Origin of the sequence: Pseudomonas sp. OST1909 (genome assembly GCF_015277575.1) — a bacterium.
Taxonomy (GTDB): domain Bacteria; phylum Pseudomonadota; class Gammaproteobacteria; order Pseudomonadales; family Pseudomonadaceae; genus Aquipseudomonas; species Aquipseudomonas synxantha_A.
In genome coordinates this window covers 1663354-1682731 of the sequence record NZ_CP063780.1, presented here as the reverse complement: position 1 = coordinate 1682731, position 19378 = coordinate 1663354, and the positions used below count along the sequence as shown (strand labels likewise).

The 19378-nt window shown below is 60.1% G+C and carries 25 protein-coding genes; all 25 read right to left on the bottom strand.

Annotation, left to right across the window (positions count from 1 at the left end):
• Positions 1 to 18 precede the first annotated feature (18 nt).
• Positions 19 to 3843, bottom strand: a complete 3825-nt coding sequence (locus IH404_RS07280) for a phage tail protein (protein ID WP_194440205.1) — start codon at positions 3841 to 3843, stop codon at positions 19 to 21.
• Positions 3844 to 3902: 59 nt separating this feature from the next.
• Complete coding sequence (locus IH404_RS07275) at positions 3903 to 4562, bottom strand: tail assembly protein (protein WP_242462648.1); 660 nt, start codon at positions 4560 to 4562, stop codon at positions 3903 to 3905.
• Positions 4559 to 5188, bottom strand: a complete 630-nt coding sequence (locus tag IH404_RS07270) for a tail assembly protein (protein ID WP_005785432.1) — start codon at positions 5186 to 5188, stop codon at positions 4559 to 4561. Before IH404_RS07270 ends, IH404_RS07275 begins: the two co-directional genes overlap by 4 nt.
• A gap of 33 nt (positions 5189 to 5221) precedes the next feature.
• Complete coding sequence (locus tag IH404_RS07265; protein ID WP_005785430.1) at positions 5222 to 5995, bottom strand: Mov34/MPN/PAD-1 family protein; 774 nt, start codon at positions 5993 to 5995, stop codon at positions 5222 to 5224.
• Positions 5996 to 5997: 2 nt separating this feature from the next.
• Positions 5998 to 6681 carry a phage minor tail protein L gene (locus IH404_RS07260; protein WP_005785428.1) on the bottom strand — a complete coding sequence of 228 codons (684 nt, stop codon included), beginning with the start codon at positions 6679 to 6681 and terminating at the stop codon, positions 5998 to 6000.
• A gap of 51 nt (positions 6682 to 6732) precedes the next feature.
• The gene (locus IH404_RS07255; RefSeq protein WP_005785426.1) at positions 6733 to 7071 is read right to left on the bottom strand and encodes a phage tail protein; all 339 of its coding nucleotides are present in this window, start codon (positions 7069 to 7071) and stop codon (positions 6733 to 6735) included.
• Between the two features lie 28 nt (positions 7072 to 7099).
• Complete coding sequence (locus tag IH404_RS07250; protein ID WP_194440204.1) at positions 7100 to 8296, bottom strand: phage tail tape measure protein; 1197 nt, start codon at positions 8294 to 8296, stop codon at positions 7100 to 7102.
• Between the two features lie 62 nt (positions 8297 to 8358).
• Positions 8359 to 8613: a hypothetical protein gene (locus tag IH404_RS07245; protein ID WP_032803291.1), complete on the bottom strand. Its 255-nt coding sequence runs from the start codon at positions 8611 to 8613 to the stop codon at positions 8359 to 8361.
• A 29-nt stretch (positions 8614 to 8642) separates the two neighbouring features.
• Positions 8643 to 8993, bottom strand: coding sequence for a phage tail assembly chaperone family protein, TAC (locus tag IH404_RS07240; protein ID WP_005785418.1), 351 nt, complete (start codon positions 8991 to 8993; stop codon positions 8643 to 8645).
• Positions 8994 to 9001: 8 nt separating this feature from the next.
• Entirely contained in the window at positions 9002 to 9493 is a 492-nt protein-coding gene (locus IH404_RS07235) for a phage tail tube protein (RefSeq protein ID WP_005785416.1), read from the bottom strand.
• 92 nt (positions 9494 to 9585) lie between these two features.
• Positions 9586 to 9783: a hypothetical protein gene (locus tag IH404_RS07230; RefSeq protein WP_228391189.1), complete on the bottom strand. Its 198-nt coding sequence runs from the start codon at positions 9781 to 9783 to the stop codon at positions 9586 to 9588.
• Positions 9784 to 9845: 62 nt separating this feature from the next.
• Complete coding sequence (locus tag IH404_RS07225) at positions 9846 to 10856, bottom strand: contractile injection system protein, VgrG/Pvc8 family (RefSeq protein ID WP_194440203.1); 1011 nt, start codon at positions 10854 to 10856, stop codon at positions 9846 to 9848.
• A 9-nt stretch (positions 10857 to 10865) separates the two neighbouring features.
• Positions 10866 to 11078, bottom strand: coding sequence for a tail protein X (locus IH404_RS07220; RefSeq protein WP_005785409.1), 213 nt, complete (start codon positions 11076 to 11078; stop codon positions 10866 to 10868).
• Positions 11071 to 11454 carry a phage tail protein gene (locus IH404_RS07215; RefSeq protein WP_005785407.1) on the bottom strand — a complete coding sequence of 128 codons (384 nt, stop codon included), beginning with the start codon at positions 11452 to 11454 and terminating at the stop codon, positions 11071 to 11073. The genes IH404_RS07220 and IH404_RS07215 overlap by 8 nt, the downstream gene beginning before the upstream one ends.
• Complete coding sequence (locus IH404_RS07210) at positions 11454 to 13010, bottom strand: tail tape measure protein (protein WP_194440202.1); 1557 nt, start codon at positions 13008 to 13010, stop codon at positions 11454 to 11456. The genes IH404_RS07215 and IH404_RS07210 overlap by 1 nt, the downstream gene beginning before the upstream one ends.
• Before the next feature lie 127 nt (positions 13011 to 13137).
• Positions 13138 to 13710 (bottom strand): phage tail assembly protein, encoded by a 573-nt coding sequence (locus IH404_RS07205; protein ID WP_005785403.1) that lies wholly within the window; start codon positions 13708 to 13710, stop codon positions 13138 to 13140.
• 180 nt (positions 13711 to 13890) lie between these two features.
• Positions 13891 to 14397, bottom strand: coding sequence for a phage major tail tube protein (locus tag IH404_RS07200; protein ID WP_005785401.1), 507 nt, complete (start codon positions 14395 to 14397; stop codon positions 13891 to 13893).
• Positions 14397 to 15563: a hypothetical protein gene (locus IH404_RS07195; protein WP_005785399.1), complete on the bottom strand. Its 1167-nt coding sequence runs from the start codon at positions 15561 to 15563 to the stop codon at positions 14397 to 14399. Before IH404_RS07195 ends, IH404_RS07200 begins: the two co-directional genes overlap by 1 nt.
• 2 nt (positions 15564 to 15565) lie before the next feature.
• On the bottom strand, positions 15566 to 15739 hold the full coding sequence (locus IH404_RS07190; RefSeq protein ID WP_194440201.1) for a hypothetical protein: 174 nt from the start codon (positions 15737 to 15739) through the stop codon (positions 15566 to 15568).
• Between the two features lie 91 nt (positions 15740 to 15830).
• Positions 15831 to 16067, bottom strand: a complete 237-nt coding sequence (locus tag IH404_RS07185) for a tail fiber assembly protein (protein WP_005785396.1) — start codon at positions 16065 to 16067, stop codon at positions 15831 to 15833.
• Between the two features lie 9 nt (positions 16068 to 16076).
• A complete protein-coding gene (locus IH404_RS07180) occupies positions 16077 to 16829 on the bottom strand; it encodes a hypothetical protein (RefSeq protein ID WP_005785395.1) in 753 nt (250 codons plus the stop codon).
• 53 nt (positions 16830 to 16882) lie between these two features.
• Complete coding sequence (locus tag IH404_RS07175) at positions 16883 to 17413, bottom strand: tail fiber protein (protein ID WP_005785393.1); 531 nt, start codon at positions 17411 to 17413, stop codon at positions 16883 to 16885.
• Complete coding sequence (locus IH404_RS07170; RefSeq protein ID WP_005785392.1) at positions 17410 to 18048, bottom strand: phage tail protein I; 639 nt, start codon at positions 18046 to 18048, stop codon at positions 17410 to 17412. The genes IH404_RS07175 and IH404_RS07170 overlap by 4 nt, the downstream gene beginning before the upstream one ends.
• Positions 18045 to 19040, bottom strand: coding sequence for a baseplate J/gp47 family protein (locus IH404_RS07165; protein WP_194440200.1), 996 nt, complete (start codon positions 19038 to 19040; stop codon positions 18045 to 18047). The genes IH404_RS07170 and IH404_RS07165 overlap by 4 nt, the downstream gene beginning before the upstream one ends.
• Positions 19037 to 19369, bottom strand: a complete 333-nt coding sequence (locus tag IH404_RS07160; protein WP_005785388.1) for a phage baseplate protein — start codon at positions 19367 to 19369, stop codon at positions 19037 to 19039. The genes IH404_RS07165 and IH404_RS07160 overlap by 4 nt, the downstream gene beginning before the upstream one ends.
• Positions 19370 to 19378 lie beyond the last annotated feature (9 nt).

Here is a 19378-nt window from a genome sequence, read left to right as displayed (position 1 = left end):
CTGTTGATGGGTTGGTGATTAACCCCAGATCCCGAATCGAACACGCAATACCTGGTTAGCATCAAACACTTGAACCAATTGATTGCTGATGGTCATCCGGCCACCGCCCCCTACCCCGTTAAGTTCCAACCCCCCCGCCTTGTCAAGCTTCCAACCACGGACACCCGGCTGATAATCATTGGACTGAATAACCTGACCAATTTTGGCGTTAGTGATCGTGCCGTTCTGAATGAATGCACTATCGATAAACGTCTCAGTCCCCCTGACTGCGAAGGGCGTTGTCGGCTTACCCGGGGTATTTTCGTTATAAATCGCAAACTGATCCGCCGAAATCAGAAACTGACTTTGCAACCCACCTGGACCATTCTCGATGCCCAACCCAATACCGGCGAACTTATAACCACCACCCGCAGCAACTTGCATCCGCACTGACCAATTCGCCGCCAACTTCCCATTGGTATCCGCAATCGCCGAGGCATTGGTCTGGATACTCACTGACTGTTGGTTAACTTTGGTCTGTACCGTTTCAATGCTTTGGGCCAGCGTTTTATCCGCAGTGGCCAAGGTCGTCAGTCGCGTATCGATCGATGCCGAGTTGTTATTGACCTTTGCATCCAGCTGCGTAACCCGCTGGCCAAGGGCTTCATCTCGGGAGGCAGAAGCGCTGTCTACGTTGGTGATACTGGCCTGGTTCTGACTGACCCTTGCATCCAGCCGCGTAACCCGCTGGGCAAGGGCTTCATCCCGGGAAGCAGAAGCGCTGTCTACGGTGGTAATACTGGCTCGGTTCTGATTGACCCTCACCTCCAACGCATCCGTCTTCATCGCTTGGGCAATATCACCCTCGGCAATCGCCGACATCACCGACCAAGTGCCAGCCATGGAAACGTCATCGCCCGCGAATGAGGTTTGCTCGTCACCTGCCATCTTCGGGTTGACCTGGGCATACACCCCGTCGGTTTTCTGGGCAGTACTGGTGACCTTGCCGTCCACCGTCTCAATCGCCGTTTTGTTCTGCTGGATCTGCAACGCCAGTGCATTGCTGGTTTGCACCAGGGAGCCAATGTCCAGCCAATAAGCCGCGTTAGGCGGTGGGCTGTTAGCCGGTACTGCCTGGATAGCCTGGTAAAGATGACTCTCCTGGCGTACAAACTCGCCACTGGCATATGCCCTGGCCGCGTCGTACAGCAACGCATCCGTGACTTGATCAACCAGTGCTTGCAGTTCTTTACGGGTATTGTCTAATCGGTCGTTGACCGAACCCGAGCCAGATCCATCAATCAACTCGATACGGTCGAGCAAGTGCTTGCCCAGTTCCGTCTCGCTGATTTGCCCTGCGATCAGATCCAGAATCGGCGACGCATCCGAACTCGCTTGCCCGTTGACGCCCGACCCGCTTGGAAACCACGGCCCGATATTGCCCGTGCGATCCACCAACCGTGCCCAGAAAAACAACGACGTCCCCGCCGCCAGCCCCATCATGGTCAAATCGGTCTGCGGATAGGCGTAATCCCCCAGCTTGGTTGCCATCGCCAAATCAGCGGTTTTCCCGTACCAGATCTCCGTGCGCTGCAAATCCGCTGTGCTCACCCCCTGCGGAATCTGCCATTTGACCTTGATCGCAAACACCAACGACTCCGTCGTCAGCGCTGCCACGGTCGGCGGCAGTGTGGTCTTGCCGTTAAGGACGGTCTCCACGGACTCGCTATACAGGGAGCCGATATCCAGCGCGTTGATCGCCCGCACCTTGGCCACATAACGCCCGGCATAAATGCCGGACACCTCGATAGAACTGCCGCCCGTGCGGCCAGCGTAGACCCACTCACCGTCGTTCTTGCGCCAGTAAGCCTCATAGGCGATGGCATTGGCCGCCCGCTGCCACTCGATGGTCATGACATTGACCGCACTGCCTTGCTCGACGAAATGGTCATTGCTGACCGTCACGCCGGTAGGTGCTGCTTGCACGCTCGGCGGGATCACGGTGATCGGCGAGCTGTCGATTTTTGCGCCGTTGTCGATGGCGGCAAATTTGCTCGGTACGTGCTTGACCGCGCTGAGGCTGTATTTGATTTCGTCATCCGAAAAGTCTTCGGATATCGACAGTACGCGGAACTGTTGCAAAGCCAGGGTCGCCGAATCGATAGCCCAGATCGATTGGGCCGGCGGGAGTTCGTCGAGCCTGGTTTGCAGCACTACCAACTGCTCATCCGCACCTGCTGCGCTGACGGACTTGACCGCTCGGGACACCGCCTTGCCGTTGGGCATTACCAGGGTGATGGTGTCGCCGGCAGTGGCGGTGACTTCGGCATCCAGGGTCAGGCTGTCGAGTGTGGCAGCACGCAGGCGCCCGCCAATGCGGCGGCCGGCGCGGTCGTTGTCGGCCACGCGGATGATCTGGCCGGGGCGGGCCAGGGTGCCGTCGAGGCCAACTGCGAAGGTTACGCTTTCGGTTTCCAGACGGTTGGTCAGCAACGCCCATTTGCCGATGCGTTGGGCTTGCGCCTGGGAGGTGCAACCGGTGGCACTGATTTCGGTTTGCTGGATGCCGTAGCGTGCGATGCCTTCGGCGTCGTCGACGTATTGCACCTTCTGGCGATAAAAATCCGTCGGGTCATTCCAGCTGACCAGGGCGACGGTGTAGCGGGTCTTTTTCGCCGAGCCGCCGTAGATAAACTGACCGCCGATCACGTTGGCGTTGGAGTAGGTGTAGACCGGGTCTTCCGGCATGTCCGCCACTGCCATCACCGAGCCCGCGCCCCAGTAGGACATGCCACGGAAGGTGGTCGCCAGGTCTTGCAACACCTTCAAGGCGTCGGCGCGCACCGACAGGTACAGGTTGCAGGTGAAGCGCGGTTCGGTGCCGCCCTTGCCGTCGGACACCGGCTGGTCGCAGTACTGGCCGATGCGGTACAGCTCCCACTTGTCCACTTGGCCGGCGTTGAGCAGGTGGCCCAGGCCATAGCGTTGGTGCAACAGCAGATCGTAGTAAATCCATGCCGGATTGTCGGTCCAGGCGGATTTGAACGTGCCGTCCCACACGCCGCTGTACACACGGGTTTGCGGGTCGTAGTTACTCGGCACCTTGATAATTCGCCCACGCAGTTCGAAAGAGCGCGAGGGGATCGACTGGAATTGCGCGGCATCGAATTGCAGGCCGATCAACGCCGAGCCCGGGTAGCGCAGCTTGGCATCAATCACCTCAGTGGACGACTCCACGGTGGTGGTATCGGCAATCGCGCCACTGGTGGAGTTCGGTGTGATCCGCCGCACGCGCAGGGCCCAGCCCACTTTGGCAGGGGGCAAGTCAACGCGGTGGGAACGTTCGTACTTGGTGGTGGTTTTACCGCTGAACGCGGCGGCCAGCACCTCTGTAAACGCACCGCCGTCGGTAGACAGATCGATGGCGTACTGCACGGTATAACCGTTGGTGTCGCCGTTGCTGGTGTTGGTCTGCGACAGCCGCGTGACCGCCAGGCGTATCCGCACTGCCGACAATTGCAGGTTGGAGTAAGACTTGGTCCAGGGCTGATCGCTGCGCAGCTCGATGGACACCGGGCTTTCGTTTTCCACTGCCGGGAAGCCAGGGATGTGTGACTGGTCCTGGCTGCCATTGCGGGTGTCGAGGGTCACGCCACTGAAGTTGAGGCTGCCATCGGCGTTGGCCAGCGGGGTCTCGTCGAGAAACACCGAGCGCTTATCGTTTTTCAAACCGACAATCTCGCCTTCGCTGACGAGATCGAGGATACGGGCATAGGCCGTACTTTGCAGGCTGTCTGGCGCCTCCACGGAGGGACGGGGCTTGGACGCGCCGCCTTTGCTGCCAGCGAGAGTGAGGTCAGTCATGGCTTTCCTTCAGGCGAAATAAAGCCCGCACGCGGCGGGCTGGTTGAAGAGCAGGAACGTTAGAGTTGATCCTGGGTGTAGATCCCGGCGCTGATCACGGAGCTGCCGACGATCAGTTGGCCGTAAAGCAGGCCGACCGGGTTGCCCTGGGCACTGGTGTTGACCGGGCCGTTGAAGCTGTAGCTGGCGCGGTTGTTGGGGCCATCTTGCGCCGCCAGGCCCTTGGGTACGGGTGACAACATTTGCATTACCCCGCCCATTACCATGGAGGCGCCCATCATGATCAGACTCGAACCAAACGGTGCGCCGGCACCAAAGGTGCCGCCCGTGATAATCGCGCCAACGACGATCAGCACCGCACCGACAATGGTCTGCAGGGCACCTGCGCGCTTGCTGCCGATCAGCACCGGCGCCAGGCGGATGTCATCATCGCCGACAGGGGCACTGAGGCGCTCCTGGGCAATGTTTTGCTTGCCCATGAACACCGAATAGGTCAGCCCGTTGTCTTTGGATTCCATCAGGAAACGTTCAAAGCCAGGCAGGAGAATGCTCAGGGCCCGGATGGCTTCTGAAACGCTACTGACCGCCAATCGATGCACTCTGCCAAAGCGCGCACCCAGCACGCCGTACAGGCGAACCGTGCGCACCTTTTCAGTGGCGGCTTGTTGTATCGCTGGCACGCACGTTGGGGAATCGGGAGTCACCGCAATCTTCCTCATAGTTGGTCCTGTGCATAAATGCCTGCGCTGATTACCGCGCTGCCTACCGTCAACTGACCATAAAGCAGACCCACCGGGCTGCCTTGAATGCTGGTATTGACCGGCCCATTGAAGCTGTAACTCGCACGGTTTTCCGGACGGTCCATGGTGCCCAGGCCTTTGGCCATGGGTGACATCAACTGCGCGACGCCACCCATGGCCATGGAAATCCCCATGCTCGCGGCGAAGGTCCAACCGGTGGTGGATGAAGCACCGATCAAGGCAGAGGAACTGCCCGAGGCCAGACCGCCAGAGAAGTACGACGCAGCCACAATCAGCGCCACGCCAATAATGGTTTGCATCGACCCTGCGCGCTTGCTGCCCATCAGCACCGGTGCGATACGGATATCCGCAGCGCCTGGAGGTGCCTTGAGGCGATCCTGGCCAATGTTGTCGCGGCCCAGGAAAATCGAATACGTCACGCCCCGGTCCTTGGACTCCATCAAGAAACGCTCGAACCCCGGCACCAGAATGCACAGCGCATGGATCGCTTCCGAAGCATTGCTCACCGCCAGCCGATGCACACGCCCGAAGCTCGCGCCCAGGCTGCCGTAGAGGCGCACCGTCCTGACTTTTTCATGATGCATGGCATCCTCCAGGCGAATGATCCGCCGATGTGGTTAGTGTTTGGCCCGCAGGCCATGTCGCCAATAGCTGACCGTCACCTCGCCCCAATAGCCGCCGTAGGTATCGCGCTTGCTGTCGCGACCATACAGGTGGTGCAGGATGGAACCTGGGGCCGGGTAATGCTCGGGTTCGCTTTGCAGCACGCCGTCGGCCAGGTAGATCGCGGCATGGTTGGGCACTGGCGACCGGATCTGCATCAGCACGATATCGCCCTGTTGCAGTTGGCTGACCTGCACGAAACCGGCGGCCGGCAGGTTGTCCAGGTAGAGGTTGCCGCCCTTGTCCCACCAACCGTCTTCACGCTGATAGTCGCCAAGCTCGATGCCCAGCTCGCGCCGGTAGTAGTCGAGGATGATGCTCAGGCAGTCATGCACGCCGTGGGCGAAGGCACGACCGATCAGGGGCGCCTGGTAGCCGTTTGGCGTGCAACTGGCCCATTCACCGGTACGCACCTGTCCGTCGTCGTCGGTGCGTACTTCAACAATGTGCCAGGGCAACCCGGAGGCTTCGCACGCCACGCGGTCTGCTTCACTGGGTGTCGCCGGACAATCCGGATGGCTGTGCACCACCGCGAGAATCTCGCCCCGCTCTTCGGCGCCAGCGTAGTCCTCGGGCGCCAGACGAAAATGTTCGCTGGGCGTGCTCGCCGTATTTCGACACGGCACATACACACGCTTGCGCCCTTCACGAATCAGCAGGCCGCAGCACTCATGGGGATACGCGGCCACGGCGTGCCGGGCAATCGCCGCCAGATTGGTCTTATTCATGCTCAGCTCCGCAACAGTCCGGCTGCCGGGAATGAGCCGTAGGGCAGTGGGTTGTTTTCGCCGAAACGCAGCTTGCAGCTGGTCAGCCGCCCACCACATTTATCCTTGGCTGCGTCAGTGACAATCACGTCATTGGCATCCGCCACCGGGCCGCCGTTGTAGCCGCAATAGGGGCCGCGATAACCGCCGCAGCTGAGCCACCAACATACGTTGGCGACGATCTGTCGACGTGGCAGTTGCACGCCGTTGAAGTCCAGCGCGCTGGCCAGTTCGAACTTCACCGTCTCACTGCTTTCGGCAACCTTGCGCTCGACGTACCAGATGTCTGGCGGCAGTTCCTCTTCCGGGTCAGCTTCGGGCTGGCCGTCGAGGTACTTGGCCAAAGTCCGATGGCGGATCAGGCGCGCGCCTACCAGGTCTTCGAAATACAGCACCAGCGCCGTGATGAAACCGCCGACGTTGCCTACGGCCAGTGTCGGCGTCGGTTGGGTGCCCTGCCCCGACATTTCGAAGCCCTCGGCCTGGATCGGCCAGGGTGAATATTCGTGGCCCTGCCAGAAGATCGATGACTCCTGGGGGTAACCGTGAAATCGGTACAACTCGGCACCCAGGTGGGTGGCATCGAGCTCGAAAAGCTCCACCCAGGCCCCGGGCTCCAGGGTCTGGATATCTGCAGTGATGGACATATGATTCTCCGGGCAAAGAAAACCCCGCACTACGGCGGGGTGGAGGCGGCGCTAGGGGTGGAAGGCTTGCTCGAACGTTGCCGTCAGGGAGTAGAGCCCGGCGCCCATGGGCGTTGGCTGGTAACCCTTGCAGCGATACAACGCAGGCGCTGCCAGTGGTGCGGTCCAGTTGAACGCCTTGGCGCCGGCATGGCGATCAAGGAAAGCAACGATCGCTTTGATGCGCGCTTCGTCACCCACGAACGTCAGTGGCCAGGACTGGGTCTTGTTGTTGATCCCGTCCGCTGCCGTTTGCTGGTAGCCATCGCCGAATTTGGCCGTCTTAAGACGAAACTCGACGCTGCCGACGGGCTCCACCTTGGGCACCCATGTGAAAGTTTCTGTGCTCATGTTTTCTCCAGGCGTAAGCCGTTGATGATCAGCGGCCGTTGATGGCCGACCAGATTTGCCCGCCCGGCTTGAGGTCGCGGGCGATCTGCTCGGCGGCGCCCTGACGGGCAGAGCCGGCGTAGGCGCGGGCAACGTTCTGGGCGTTGGTGTCGGTGCCTGAGCCCTGGCCGTCGGCAACGTTGATTGTTTGCTGGATCACCACCTGGTTGCTGCTGGTGCTGCCTGACTGACCGCCGCCCAGTGCGCGCACACCGAGGGAGCCGTCGGAGCCACGGCTCAGAGGCATGATGGCTTCGGGGCCGGCTTCGCCGAAGAGGGCCATGGGGGCCAGGGTTGGGCCTGAGGCGACGGAGTTAGTGAAAGCGCCACCTTTGGCAAACCCCATAGAAGATCCATAGGGCGTCAGCCCATTGGTACTCATTTGCGGATTGAACGTGTTTGTATAAGGCCCGACCTGAGTCGTGGTGGGTGCGCCCCCACTCCACCAGGCACTGAGCGCTGAACTGGCCAGCCCGAACAACGAACTCAGCGCACTGGATGCCGCGGTCTTCGCCGCCATCGTGGCCATGTCCTTGAGAACCGAGGTAGCAAAATCTGAGAAGTTGAATTTCCCCGTGGTCGCGAACGTCAGAACAGCCTGGTCCATCTTTTCGAAAGCACTGCTAAACACTGCCTTCGACTGCTCGGCCGCCGTGCCTGCCTTGGTCGAATACTCTTCGAATGCGCTGCTCGCCCCCTGGCGCCAGTCATCAAGCAACTGCGTCATTTCGGCGAAGTTGCTCTTTACCTGCCGGGTCTTTGCGTCGTCCAGAAATGCCATCGCCGCGTCGTCACCCGAAGGCGTCGGTACAGCCTCTGCGTACGGCCCACCCACTGGAAACTTCAGCCCCGCCCGCTCGGTGTAACTGGACTGCGCATCCAGCGCGCCAACAAAATCATTCTGCGCACCCTGGCTCTGCTTGAGCACTTGCACCAGTTGCGCATTTTTCTGGATAAATTTTTCCGCCGCATCCGTGGCCGGGTCATAGGCCCTTTGAAAGCCCTTGAACTGACCGGACGTGACCTGTAGCGCAGCTGCAGCAGAGGCGCTGACCTTTTTACTGGCGTCCTCGATCTTCTGCTGCATCTCGCGCATGCTGTTTTCGGTAATCCGCGACGCCTTCGCCAGGGCCTGCTCCAGGCTGCCGAGGTTGAGCGTCAGATTACCCTGGGAAGCAGTTGCCATAGGTTTCTCCGGGTCATGGATAAAACCCGTCGAAACGGGTTTCAAGGAAAGTGGCGTCGTCCTTAACGCCACTCGTTCATCGCACGTTCAAGCGACACACCCCGGCGCAGCTCGTGGGGCATGAAGTCAATCATCTCGGCCGTGCCGCCGCCCAGCCGGTGGGTCTGCAGCGCCACCAACGCGCTGCCCGCCTCCAGCCGCCTACCGGCGTGCAGGGAGCCATATCGGTCGATATAGCGTCCCCAGGCCAGGGCTTCGTGGTAGGTCATGCGTTCCTTGGCTTCGGCGATCGTGCGGCCGCCCACTCCGTTCAGCACCAGTTCGTGCCAGAACTCATCGGCGGCCGTCAGCTCTTTGCGCCACCACCCTGGGTGCCATTGACCTCATTGACTGCATTGAGGATCACAAACCCCAATGACGGCTCAAGACCGAACGCATCGTCGTAACTCAGGGCTTCATCACCCTCGGCCCCCAACGACACTGAGGCCGCGAGGTAGCTGGCGTTGCGGCTCTGTGCCGACTCGCCCTGGCTGAACAGACGTTCGATCACACCGAACGACTGGCGACGGATGTGCACCGTGAATGTGTCAGTCACTTGCTTGCCGGTTTTGCTGTCCAGGTGCGTCCAGCTGATGTCTTTCTTCACCGGCTGGGCATCGACGATGCCGCCCTTGGCTTTCAGTTGTTTGAGGTTCATGGCGTCTCTCAGACTTTCTTGATCCAGGCGCTGGCGCCGGTGCGTTGGATGGTGACGGTGGTGGTCACGACTGCGTTCAGTGCGAAGTTGAACGGGAAGTCCGAGACGTAGCCGTCGAATGTGAACCAGGTGCGGGTTGCCGGCAGCTCAAAGCCATCGCCCTTGGCGTTGACGGTTGGCAGCACGTCCTTGCCGTCGGACCAGCCCACCGCCCACTTCACGCCGGTATCGCCCTTGGCCTCGGAGAGCTGGTGCAGGCGGATATGGCTGGCGTTGGTCGGGTCGGCGTTCAGGCCCAGGCTCGCCGTGCCAGGGGTACGCAAACCTTTCTTGTAGCTGCGCTCTTCGGCATTGAGGCTGGTGTCTTCAATCTGCTCGGCCGGGGCACCGCCCGGTTCGAACGAAGTGGCGTGCTCGACTTCCAGCACGGTGTAGGGCCCGGTGCCGGAGACCGGCGGGACGAGGGCAAAAATCTGGGTACCTTGGGTAAGAATCGACATCGAATGTTCTCCATGAACAATAAAAAACCCGCGAAGGCGGGCTGTGGGGTGCAACGGCTGTGTTGCTGCGTGCAAGGCAGGTCGAGACGGGATCAGGGGGCCGGTTTGCCATCCAGATAAGGCGGCGCATTCGGGTCCGGCTCTCGGCTCTTGATCAGGTCGACCAACGCCTGGTTGCTCTGGGCCAACAGTCGAATGGCCGCGTTGAGCGCCACCTGGCCATCGGTCTGGGTTTGCAGGGCGGCGATCAAGCGGTTGATCGCGGCCAATTCTTCGTCGTTCATAGGCATCTTGGTTCCTGTATCGCTTCAGGTCGGTAATGGGGAGCTTCAACGGCGCGCAGTAGTGACGATCAAGACGCCAGTCCACTGGCCATGATCGAGCTGCGATATCCCGTCGCCGGGTCGCCAACGTGGGTCACTTGAGTAATCGACCAGCGCCCCTGCATATACGAAGGCCAGGTTTCATCCAGCACCAGCAAGCCTTCGGCAGCGAGCAAAGGGTTACCGGGGCAATCGATCTGCAGCTTCAAACCTTCACGGCCCACCCGGCGCAGTTCGCCTTCGGCCACGGCGCGGGCTTCGGCTTCGTTCTGGCAGCGCTGGCGCAAGGTCTTGAACGGGGCAATCCCGACCTGGACCATGCGCTGCTTGCCAGCCCCGGAATCCCACCAGCTGACGCAGCTGCCCATGTACTTGGAGCGCGATTTTTCGTCGAGCTTGGCGGTGATAAAGGCCTGGTCTCCCGGGCGGTTGTCGTGTGTCACAGACAGCTTCACTTCGGGCAGCAACTGGCCGGTAAGGGACTTGGCCTGCCCCGCTTCGGCCAGCACGTAAAGCTCGTTAAACGGCTTGGTGACCGCGTTGTAACGCTTGGCCAGGCGGGTGATGAAGGCCATGTCGCTTTCGTTGGACTGGTCGATGTGCGCAATCGCAATGCCGTCCAGTGTCGGTGCCACTCGCGGTGAAAAACCATGGCGGCTGACCACTTGGCGAAACAATGCCCCCAAGGTAGTCGGCCCATGGCTGGCGGAGCGGCGCTGGCGATAGCCGCTTTTATCCGCCTCGCTGAAGGGCGCGGCGGTCGCCACGATCATCAGGCGCATCGGAAACAACACTGGGGTGCGTTGGGTGACAACAAACTCGCCTTTTTCCACCAAGCCGGTTTCCTGGTAACCGACGCGCAGGCCAATCTTGCCACTGAGGCTGGGCAAGCCCTCCAACCCTTCTATATTAAGGGTCAGTTCCAGGCGGTCAGTCTGGATACCCGCGGCGTCGGTGTGGCTCCAGTGCATCAGGCGTTGATTGAGCAGCGCCGCGTTGGCGCCGTAGAACTCTACGATCGGGGTAAATCCCTGTGCCATGCAGCCTCCTTAATCCCAGGCCAGAACGGGCCGTACAGCAGCCGGCCGAGCTTGCATCTCAGGCACGACCACCCATACGCCTGCCGGCAGTACCGGGCCGTATTCAGCCAGTTCAGGGTTCAAGCGCCAGAGGGTTTCTTCCGCCGCGTCATCGCAACGCCCCAGTTCGCGGTAGAGCAGCAGGTTGACCGAATCACCGGCAATACTTCGCACTCTACGCATTGACGTACTCCTCCAGCTCAAGGGTCCAGGTCATGACCATGGCAGTGCCGTCATCGATCACATTGCTTTGGGCTTCCACCACCGAATTGATCCGCCACAGGCCCCAGTTACGGCCGATACCGTCGACCAGCGGCAACGGCGCCCGCGCATTTTGCAGAGCGCGCAATTCGTCCAGGCGCTGCATGCCAACGGCGTACATGGCCGTGCCGCTGAAGGTGAGTTTTTCCAGCTTCTGGCCGCTCTGACGCGACTGCGGCTTGCTGGCAATAATCGCCAGGTCACTCCAGCCGCCGTCGCTGTTGCGGGCCAGTGTGGAATAGGCGAACCCTCGGGATAAGCCAAAAATAAAGTCGCCCAGCACCATTTGTTGTCGCATCAATCACCTCCTGAAGGATCGGCCAGTGCCGCGTTGCGCCGGATGCCCAGGGAATCGGTGACCATCGGCACGCATTGAAATTGCAGGGCCTGGATCACCTGATTGACCACTTGCTGGGCGTCCGCCGGATTAACGCCGGTGATCTGGATGCTCGGTGAGAGCGTGACCTGGACGTTGTCCGTTCGCGCGCTGTTGAGCTCTTTACTCAGCGCGTTCGGCGCAGGTAGACGATCGCCTGAACCGAACAACTTGTCCCCAAGCCAGCTGCCGGCTTCGCTGCCGAGCAAGCCACCGATGGCGCCACCGACTGCGGTGCCAATGCCAGGGAAAACCAGCGTGCCGAGCGCGGCGCCGGCGGATGCTCCCGCCCAGGCGCCGCCAGCAGTGCTAAGGCCAGCACCGACGGCCTTGGCGTCGCCATTGCGTACGCCCTGGATCACATCCACGGCGGTGTCGACATACTTCAGCGGGCCAAGGCGGCGTACGGCGGACGATTCAAGCTTTGCGAGCGTCCCCGACAGTCCAGGGGCCAAACCCTTGGGCCCACCCTGTGCTGCGACTCGGTCTGCCGAAGCGGCTGCGTAAGAGGTCAATGAGTTGCCGGAAATACTGCGTGTAGTCTCGCTCACCCGTTTGCTGTCGAACGCTAGCTGCGGCTGGCCCATGATATTGACTGGCGGCGCAGCAGGGGCTGGCGTGACAGTAGGCTGCGATTTGAGATCCGTCCGCCTTCTGACCTCTGGGATTTTGACCTCGCGCGATTTTATTTGACGGGCCTTGTTACGCTTGCCGCGCGGCCTCCTGGGATTATCTTTGGGGCGTGCCTTCTCTTCTTTCCTGGCGGTCTCACCGACACTCTCTGGCAACTGTGCGGCAGCGCTATCAAGCGGGCCGCGAATCTGCGCAGGCAGTGCTCCGGTGCAGCAACAGTCCTTGCCTTTTTCAGCGCCCTTGCCGCTATCGTCCTTGAGCCACTTGGCACCCTTCGGATACCTGGCAGCCACCGCATCAATCGCCTTGCCTGAAAGACGGTCTTTGGCTTTATCCCACAAACCGGTGAACACTTCCTTGCCGACGAACTTGACGGCATCCGTGGCCAGTTCAACACTTTTTTCCCCCCAGGACGGGGTAGCAGACGCAGGCTTGTCCTGCTTGCTTTCTGCGACTCCCGCGCGGACCTCTGCCGTCTTGGTTGCCAGCGAATTGGCGCTAATGAACAGCGTGCTGGTGAGCGTTTCCAGCGATTCGCGCAACCGAATTTGCTCTTGGGCCAGAGCGTTGATGTCCACACTGACGGTGATCAGCGCCGAGGTCAGCTCCGGCAGTGGTTGCGGCTGGGGTTGGAGTTGCGGTTGCGGTTGCGGTTGCGGTTGCGGTTGCGGCTGCGGCTGCGGCTGCGGCAACAATAACGGCGCCGACTGTGGTACCGATTCAAGGCTGACAGGCGCGGCGAGGTCTGCGGAAAACGGCGCCAGCACATTGCCCAGGTCCGCATCGCCAAGCAGCCAACGCTTGTCCTCCTGGACGAGCCTGGTCCCAAATTGAGTTTCTTGCATCCCGCTTACTCCTGTTTAACGCCAAGGCGAGTGATCGCAATGTCGTAGCGGCGCAATGCTTTTCCGGCGTCCCAGTCGAGGATCTCCGCCTCATTGACCGAGTAGATCAGCGGCACCACATCGAGGATTACTTCGATGTCGCGCTGCGAAAGAAGTCCGCCGGTTGATTTAAAAAATCGTCGATACGCTCCTGCAGTTCCGTCCAGTCGGGCACGGTCAAACCGGCCAGGTCAGGGATCATCAGGCCGGTGCAATGGGCGGTGATGAATTCGGCGCGCTCTTTGTTGGTGGCGAGCTTTTTCATCACCTTGGTGGCGCGCAGGGCAGGCATTTCCAGCGGCAGTTCGGTCAGGGTTCGGCCGGCTGCATTTAGGGGCAATAGCAACTGGACGGGTTGGTCCTGGGGTGTCACTTCATCCGCATTCAGGAAGAACGACGTCGGGCGCGTCGACATCTCGTGTACGTACTGGGCAATGCTCACGTAATCAGGGCGCTTGAGCTGGTCGAGCTCTTTTTCCGACAGGCCAGTGGCGAGTTTCGCCAGTTCGAAAAACTGATCGTCCTCGTCATCACCGGCCCGGGCCAGCGCGTCTTTTTGCGCGGCGTAGAACAACGGTTTTAGCTGAACCTGCTGGATCGTCGCGCCGGTGTCGGCGGTGATCGGAGCCAGCAGGATATGCAACGGTGGCATCCAGGCCATGGGGCAATTCCTTGTAGAGCGGTATTGAAAAGCACGGGAATCCCAATCTGAGCGCGGTCTCTGTGGGAGCTGGCTTGCCTGCGATAGCATCAACTCGGTGCTCCAGACGCACCGAGTCGCCTGCATCGCGGGCAAGCCCGGCTCCCACATTGACCGTGCCCGCTTCGATTGCAGTTATCCTTACGGCATCAGCACGGCGCGGCGCGCATCGCCCAGAATGTCGACGCCGTTGAGCACGAACTTCTGGGTGCGCACGTCGATGTCGATCACCGAAACGCCATTTTCCAGACGGTTGTAGGTGCGGCAGGACAGTTCCAATGTAGTGGTAGCCTTGTCGCCCATTTTCAGCTTCGCCTCCTCCAGGGATTTGAGCTTGCCGCCGACGGTGTGGTAGGTGAAGTAGGTCTTGCCGTCCTGGTCCTGGCCGGCTTCACGCACGTTCAGCAGGATGTCGTCGCCCATGCGCACGCCCAGGGCCAGCATGATTTCCGGACCGGCACCTTGCAGCACCAGCTTGGCATTGAGCACCTTGCCGCTCTTGGCCATTTCCTCGGCGATAAAGCGACCGCCGGACATGGGCTCCATGTCGAACTCGATCTTTGGCGGGGTGAACTCTTCCACGGTTGCGGACAACGGCAGGCCTTGAAGGGTGGCCGCAATGGCCTGTCTGACTCGGTTTGTAAACATTAGAGAACATCCTCCAGGAACTGCTCGATGATTTCATCGCGGGCGTTGAGTTGATAAACCATGTGTTCGTTAGGCGCGTAGCGGCCGTAGTCGATAACGATGAACCAGGTGCCGTTCTTGTACTTCTCGACGCTGTTCAGTTCCGGGTGCAGGTACACGCTGCCGCCGGGGATGGTTTCGTCGGCCACCAGCGTTTGCAGCCAGTCGTTGATGCGCTTGACCTCCTGGTCCATGAAGGACTTGGTGAGGTTCTTGGCCATGGCTTTCTGGCCGGCCTTGACCAGCTTGCGGCTGATGGCATCTTCCAGGCCGACGTAGCTGATGAACTTGCCGGTGATGGAGCGGTTACCCAGCAATGAAAAACCGCCGAGGATGGTGCGGGCGTAGTAGCTCACGCCATGGCGGTTGAGCAGGTCGCCTTCGGTGGAGGTGTCGAGGATGTTGTACTCGACCACGCGGGAAACGTCCTCAGCGAAGGTCACCTGGTTGCCCGGGCTTTCCCACTGTTTGACCTTGGCCAGTGCGGCGATGGCCAACGAGGATGGCGACAGGAACACGTTTTTCTTCGCAGCCTTGGAGTACACCGAAGGCATGTTGTGCACCAGCAGGCAACGGTCGAAACCGAGGTCGGCACCGCCCAGCTCGCCGCTGTAGGTCACTTGATCGGCCACCGAAGCGTCCTTGCCATCCAGTACCACACGCGCCTTGATGCGCTTGCCGAAAGAGGCAAACTCACCGGCCACGGCCTTGGTGCCGGTAAAGCCTGGGGCGCCGATGATGGTCAGGTCTTCAGGCACGCTGCTCAGGGCAGCCAGGCCCAGCTTGCGGCCGGTGACCGGGTCATTGCCACCGATCACATTGTTGATCGTATCGGCCGGGGTGGCGCCTTCTTCGACGATGACCACATAGACCGGCACCTTGACCACTTTGAGGATCTGATACACCGCCTGGAACAAGGTGCCCGACTCGGTGCCCGTAGGGTCCAGCAGCGCCTGGGTGGTGAAGCTGTTGATACGAAACGGGGCGTTTTTCGGGATCGATACGTGGGCATTCGGCGCAGTGCCGACCAGGCCAATCACGTTATCGCCAAGGCCACCCATGGCCTCGGGAGATTCGGTGGCATTCACAGTGATGCCGTTGTGCTCGAAGTTCAAAACCTCAGCCATGATTATTCAGCCTTCTTGGGGGTGGAGTTGAGGACGCTGGACAGTTCCAGGCGGCCAGCGGTGCGCAAGGCGGATGCTTCGACGTCCAGCAGTTCCAGTTCTTCGCCGGCGATGGACCAATGGCCGTTACCGATGGCGAATGGGATGAGGACGGTGTAGGTTTGGCGGGTGGGCATGGGTGAAAAATCTCCGGGTGGAAAATGCAAAAGCCCCTGTTGAGGAGGGGCTTTGGAGGAGGCGAAAAAAAACCGCTTTCGCGGTTATCAGTTATTTCAGGAAATCTGGTTTGGATGGCCAGAGCACTGCATCAGGGTTTTCTCCCTGATCTGGAATATCACGCAGTTTTTGACGATACTCAGCGAACAAGAGCTTATGGGTGTCGAGCATCGGATAGTCTGGCATTGCTGCATAATCACTCGCCGACAAGTCTTGATCCCTTGCCTTACGAATCATTTCCCACTTGATAATCGGATGAAGTTCAGCAGGTATAAATAGTGGTTTCATATTCTCTCCTCAGCCTAGGGCCAACATCGTTCCCCAATCACCTGGGTTGGTTACAACGCCTGTGCATGCCCCTGCGAGCATCACCTCAACAACGCCAGTTGACGAGGTGCGCATCGGGTGCAGATGGTAATAAGTTCCAAACAGCTCTGTAGGAGAAATAACACTGGAGCACCAGCGCCATTTGCCTTTTTCAACGCCATTACTCCATGCTCCAGACACGTTACCCTCCAAAAGACGTACGAAGGCACCAACGGTAAGGTAGGAGTTCTGCGGTACTGCACCAGAGCCATTCGCGAGCGCCATATCGACAGTGTAAGGGAACGCGAGCCAAGGACTAGCGTCTGACACCGACCACTTCATTTGCCACAGATGTACCAACGTGCGCCAATAGTCGCTGGCCCTGATTTCAAAATTTGGATATTGCTCACGCACATCTGCCTGCACCTGAAGCAAGAAATCCACATCAGCTTGCGGGCGTCCGGCCGCTTGAGAGGCAGTGGTGATAGTTCGCAGCTTAGTCGGCGTCACTTCAGCGTGAATCCCCCAATTTTCAATCAGTGTTCCATCGGCATTCGGGGACAAATTGAAGTTCTTGGTGACCGCCAATCTTGGGAGTCTATTTTTCAACTCCGACAATTGAGCGTCGTACGCCTGGCGGGCATCGACTATCGCCTTGTCAATTTCTCCGACTTTTCCGGTAATGACGTTAGTCAAGTTATTTGCCGCGCTTACAACGGCAGCAAGTTGCTGTTCGGTACTCAAATGAATGCTCCTAAACGCCTGGATAGCGTCATGTAAAATAAATTGAAAACGCTCTATTTTCTTTCGACTTCCATCACTCGAAATAGAACCCCTACACCGCGTGCCATATTGTCTATGCTCGCAGCTGATAAGGCCGCAATTTCATCAGTCAATAGCACATTCAAATTGTCGCTACCCACCACAATCGTCACGCTATCCGTCGGCAACGGCGAAACATCCAACGTAAACTTCTGCAGCACCCGAGCCGCCGCCGCCTTATACGTCAGCAACTTCCCCGCCACGGAATACACCGCCAGCAAAGTCCCGCTTGCGAGGTAAAAACCGAACTCGCCAATCTCATATTCGCCGTCGCCATCAAACAGCGCGGCCATCCTGAGTTGGCGCTCGCCCAGGTCTTCGTAATCGACGATGGCCACCCGTTGTCGCTCGTCACGCAAGGCCACTTCTGTGCCGTCGGGGTTGTAGCGGCCGGTGCCGGCGCCGATGTGGGTGATTTCGCCTTTGAGGCCCTGGTTCTTTGCCTGCAGCACTTCATCCAAACCTTTGGAAGTGAAGCGCACCAGGCGCGTGATTTCATCTGTCATGGCTGCGCCCTGAGGTCGTAGTCGTTAATGGTGTAGTGCTGGGCAACCCCGGCACTGTTAAGCCGAGCAACCAGCGCCCATTCCGGCAACGCGCCGTTTAGATAAAACTCGCCGTCGCTTAAAGGGGCGTCGAGCACTTGCGTGAACGCAAGCTGACCTTCGGTTTCATGCACGATGGTGATCGTCGCCTGATCGCGCTCACTCTTGGCCGCATTGATACGCCGGATCAGCCGGTTGTGATCACCGCTGGACCAACTGCGCCCGATGATCGCCTGTACGTCGAAGGTGTAAGGCACACCCAAGGGACGCTGCTGATACCAGGCGCTGATGTTGGGAGTGAAGCCCAATGACTCCACCGCATGACTCAGCGCCTTGGGCGTACCAGCCTGGCGCTGGATCTGCCAGGACAAGGCCACGGTCAGGCGCTTTTCGGCCTCGCTGGCCTCGGCATCCCATTCGCTGACGCCGCGGTCGGCGGCCAGGTACGGGAGGAATTCGCTGGGGGTTTGAAGTGGGTTCATCAGCGCTGGAAACGGCGGCGTGACGCGCTCAAGCAATGTGCCGAAGCCCAGGTCCAGGGCCTTTTCCAGCGGTGAACTGTTGGCCGGCAACAGACTCGCGTTGGGTTCACTCATAGCGTGCGCACCTCCACCTCGACACCCGTGCAATACGGGGCCTGGAACGCGGTGCTGACAATCGGCGCCAGCGGTTCCAGGATCTGCAGTTGCGCAGCACCCGCGCTATGAATGGCGTAGTCGATCCAGCTGGGGTCGACCCGCCCTTCCAGGCGATGGCAGGACTCTGCGTAGTCTTGCAGCAGCTTCTGCGCCGCCACTTGGGTCAGCCCCGAGTCCGGGCCAGCGTTGATCTTGGCCACCACGCGAATTTTGTAGGGTTGAATCTGTGCGCCTTGGACGCTGACAAGATCGGTTTCGGGCCTTACATCCGGCCGTGCGAAATGTCGACGCACACCGTCAAGCAAGTCCGCAGACGGCGTGCCGTCGCCCTCGCGGGAAAGCACAGTGACCATGACTTCACCCGGTGCGGTGCGTCGGGCGTTGCCGTCCTTGACCTGGGCTGCATAACCATCTGGATCGAAGGTGTAGGTGACCGTCACCACACCCGGCGTCGCGCTTTGCACTTTCACCGCCGGGCGCTCGCCAAGGGTGAGCACTTCGCGGCGATACTGCATCCGCGAGCCCGCTGCCGGGGCGTGGGGGGCCAGGTAGTAACGCAGGCGAGCGTCGTCGTCGCTTTCCAGGGTGGGCGGCACGGGCGGGAACGCCGCCGAGTCGCCAGGGTCGAGCACTTGGCGCTCCAGGCCCATATCGGCCAGGCGCGCATCCAGGTTGCTGCCGGTGGCCCACCACGCCAGCATCTGCTTGATGCGGGCGTTGTATTTACGCTCGTGGGTTTGCAGACGCACGCAAAACGCTTCCAGGGCCAGGGTCAGCAGTTCGCTTTCGTTGTCGAGGCTGGCCTTGAGTTTGGCCGCACTTTGCGGCGCGCGGGTGGCGACGTAGTCGATGACAAACGTCTTGAACTCGGCCAGCAACGGTTCGAACTCATCCACCTTGATGATGGTCGGTTCCGCCAGTTGGTTCTGGCCGGGGATCAACATGCTCATGTCACGACCTCGAAGGATTGTTGGCGGTTTTTCCAGGTGCCGGCAAACCGCAGCAACAGGCCGGCGCCTTGGCGAGTGGCGACGATGACCTGGGGGTCAAAATCGCTGATGCCGTTATGGGTGTTGTAGAACGCCTGGGCGGCATGGCTCTGGGCGAGAATCAGCAGGTCGTCGCCGAGGTTTTGCCCGAGCAACTGCGGGATCAGCGAGCCATACAACGGACGCTTTTGCCGGGTGCCCACGGGGGTGGTCAGCGCCCGGGTGGCGCGCTGCACAAATTGCAGCCAGTCATCGACGGCTGCGCCGGTGTTCCTCTCGATTCCGAGCATGGGATGTCC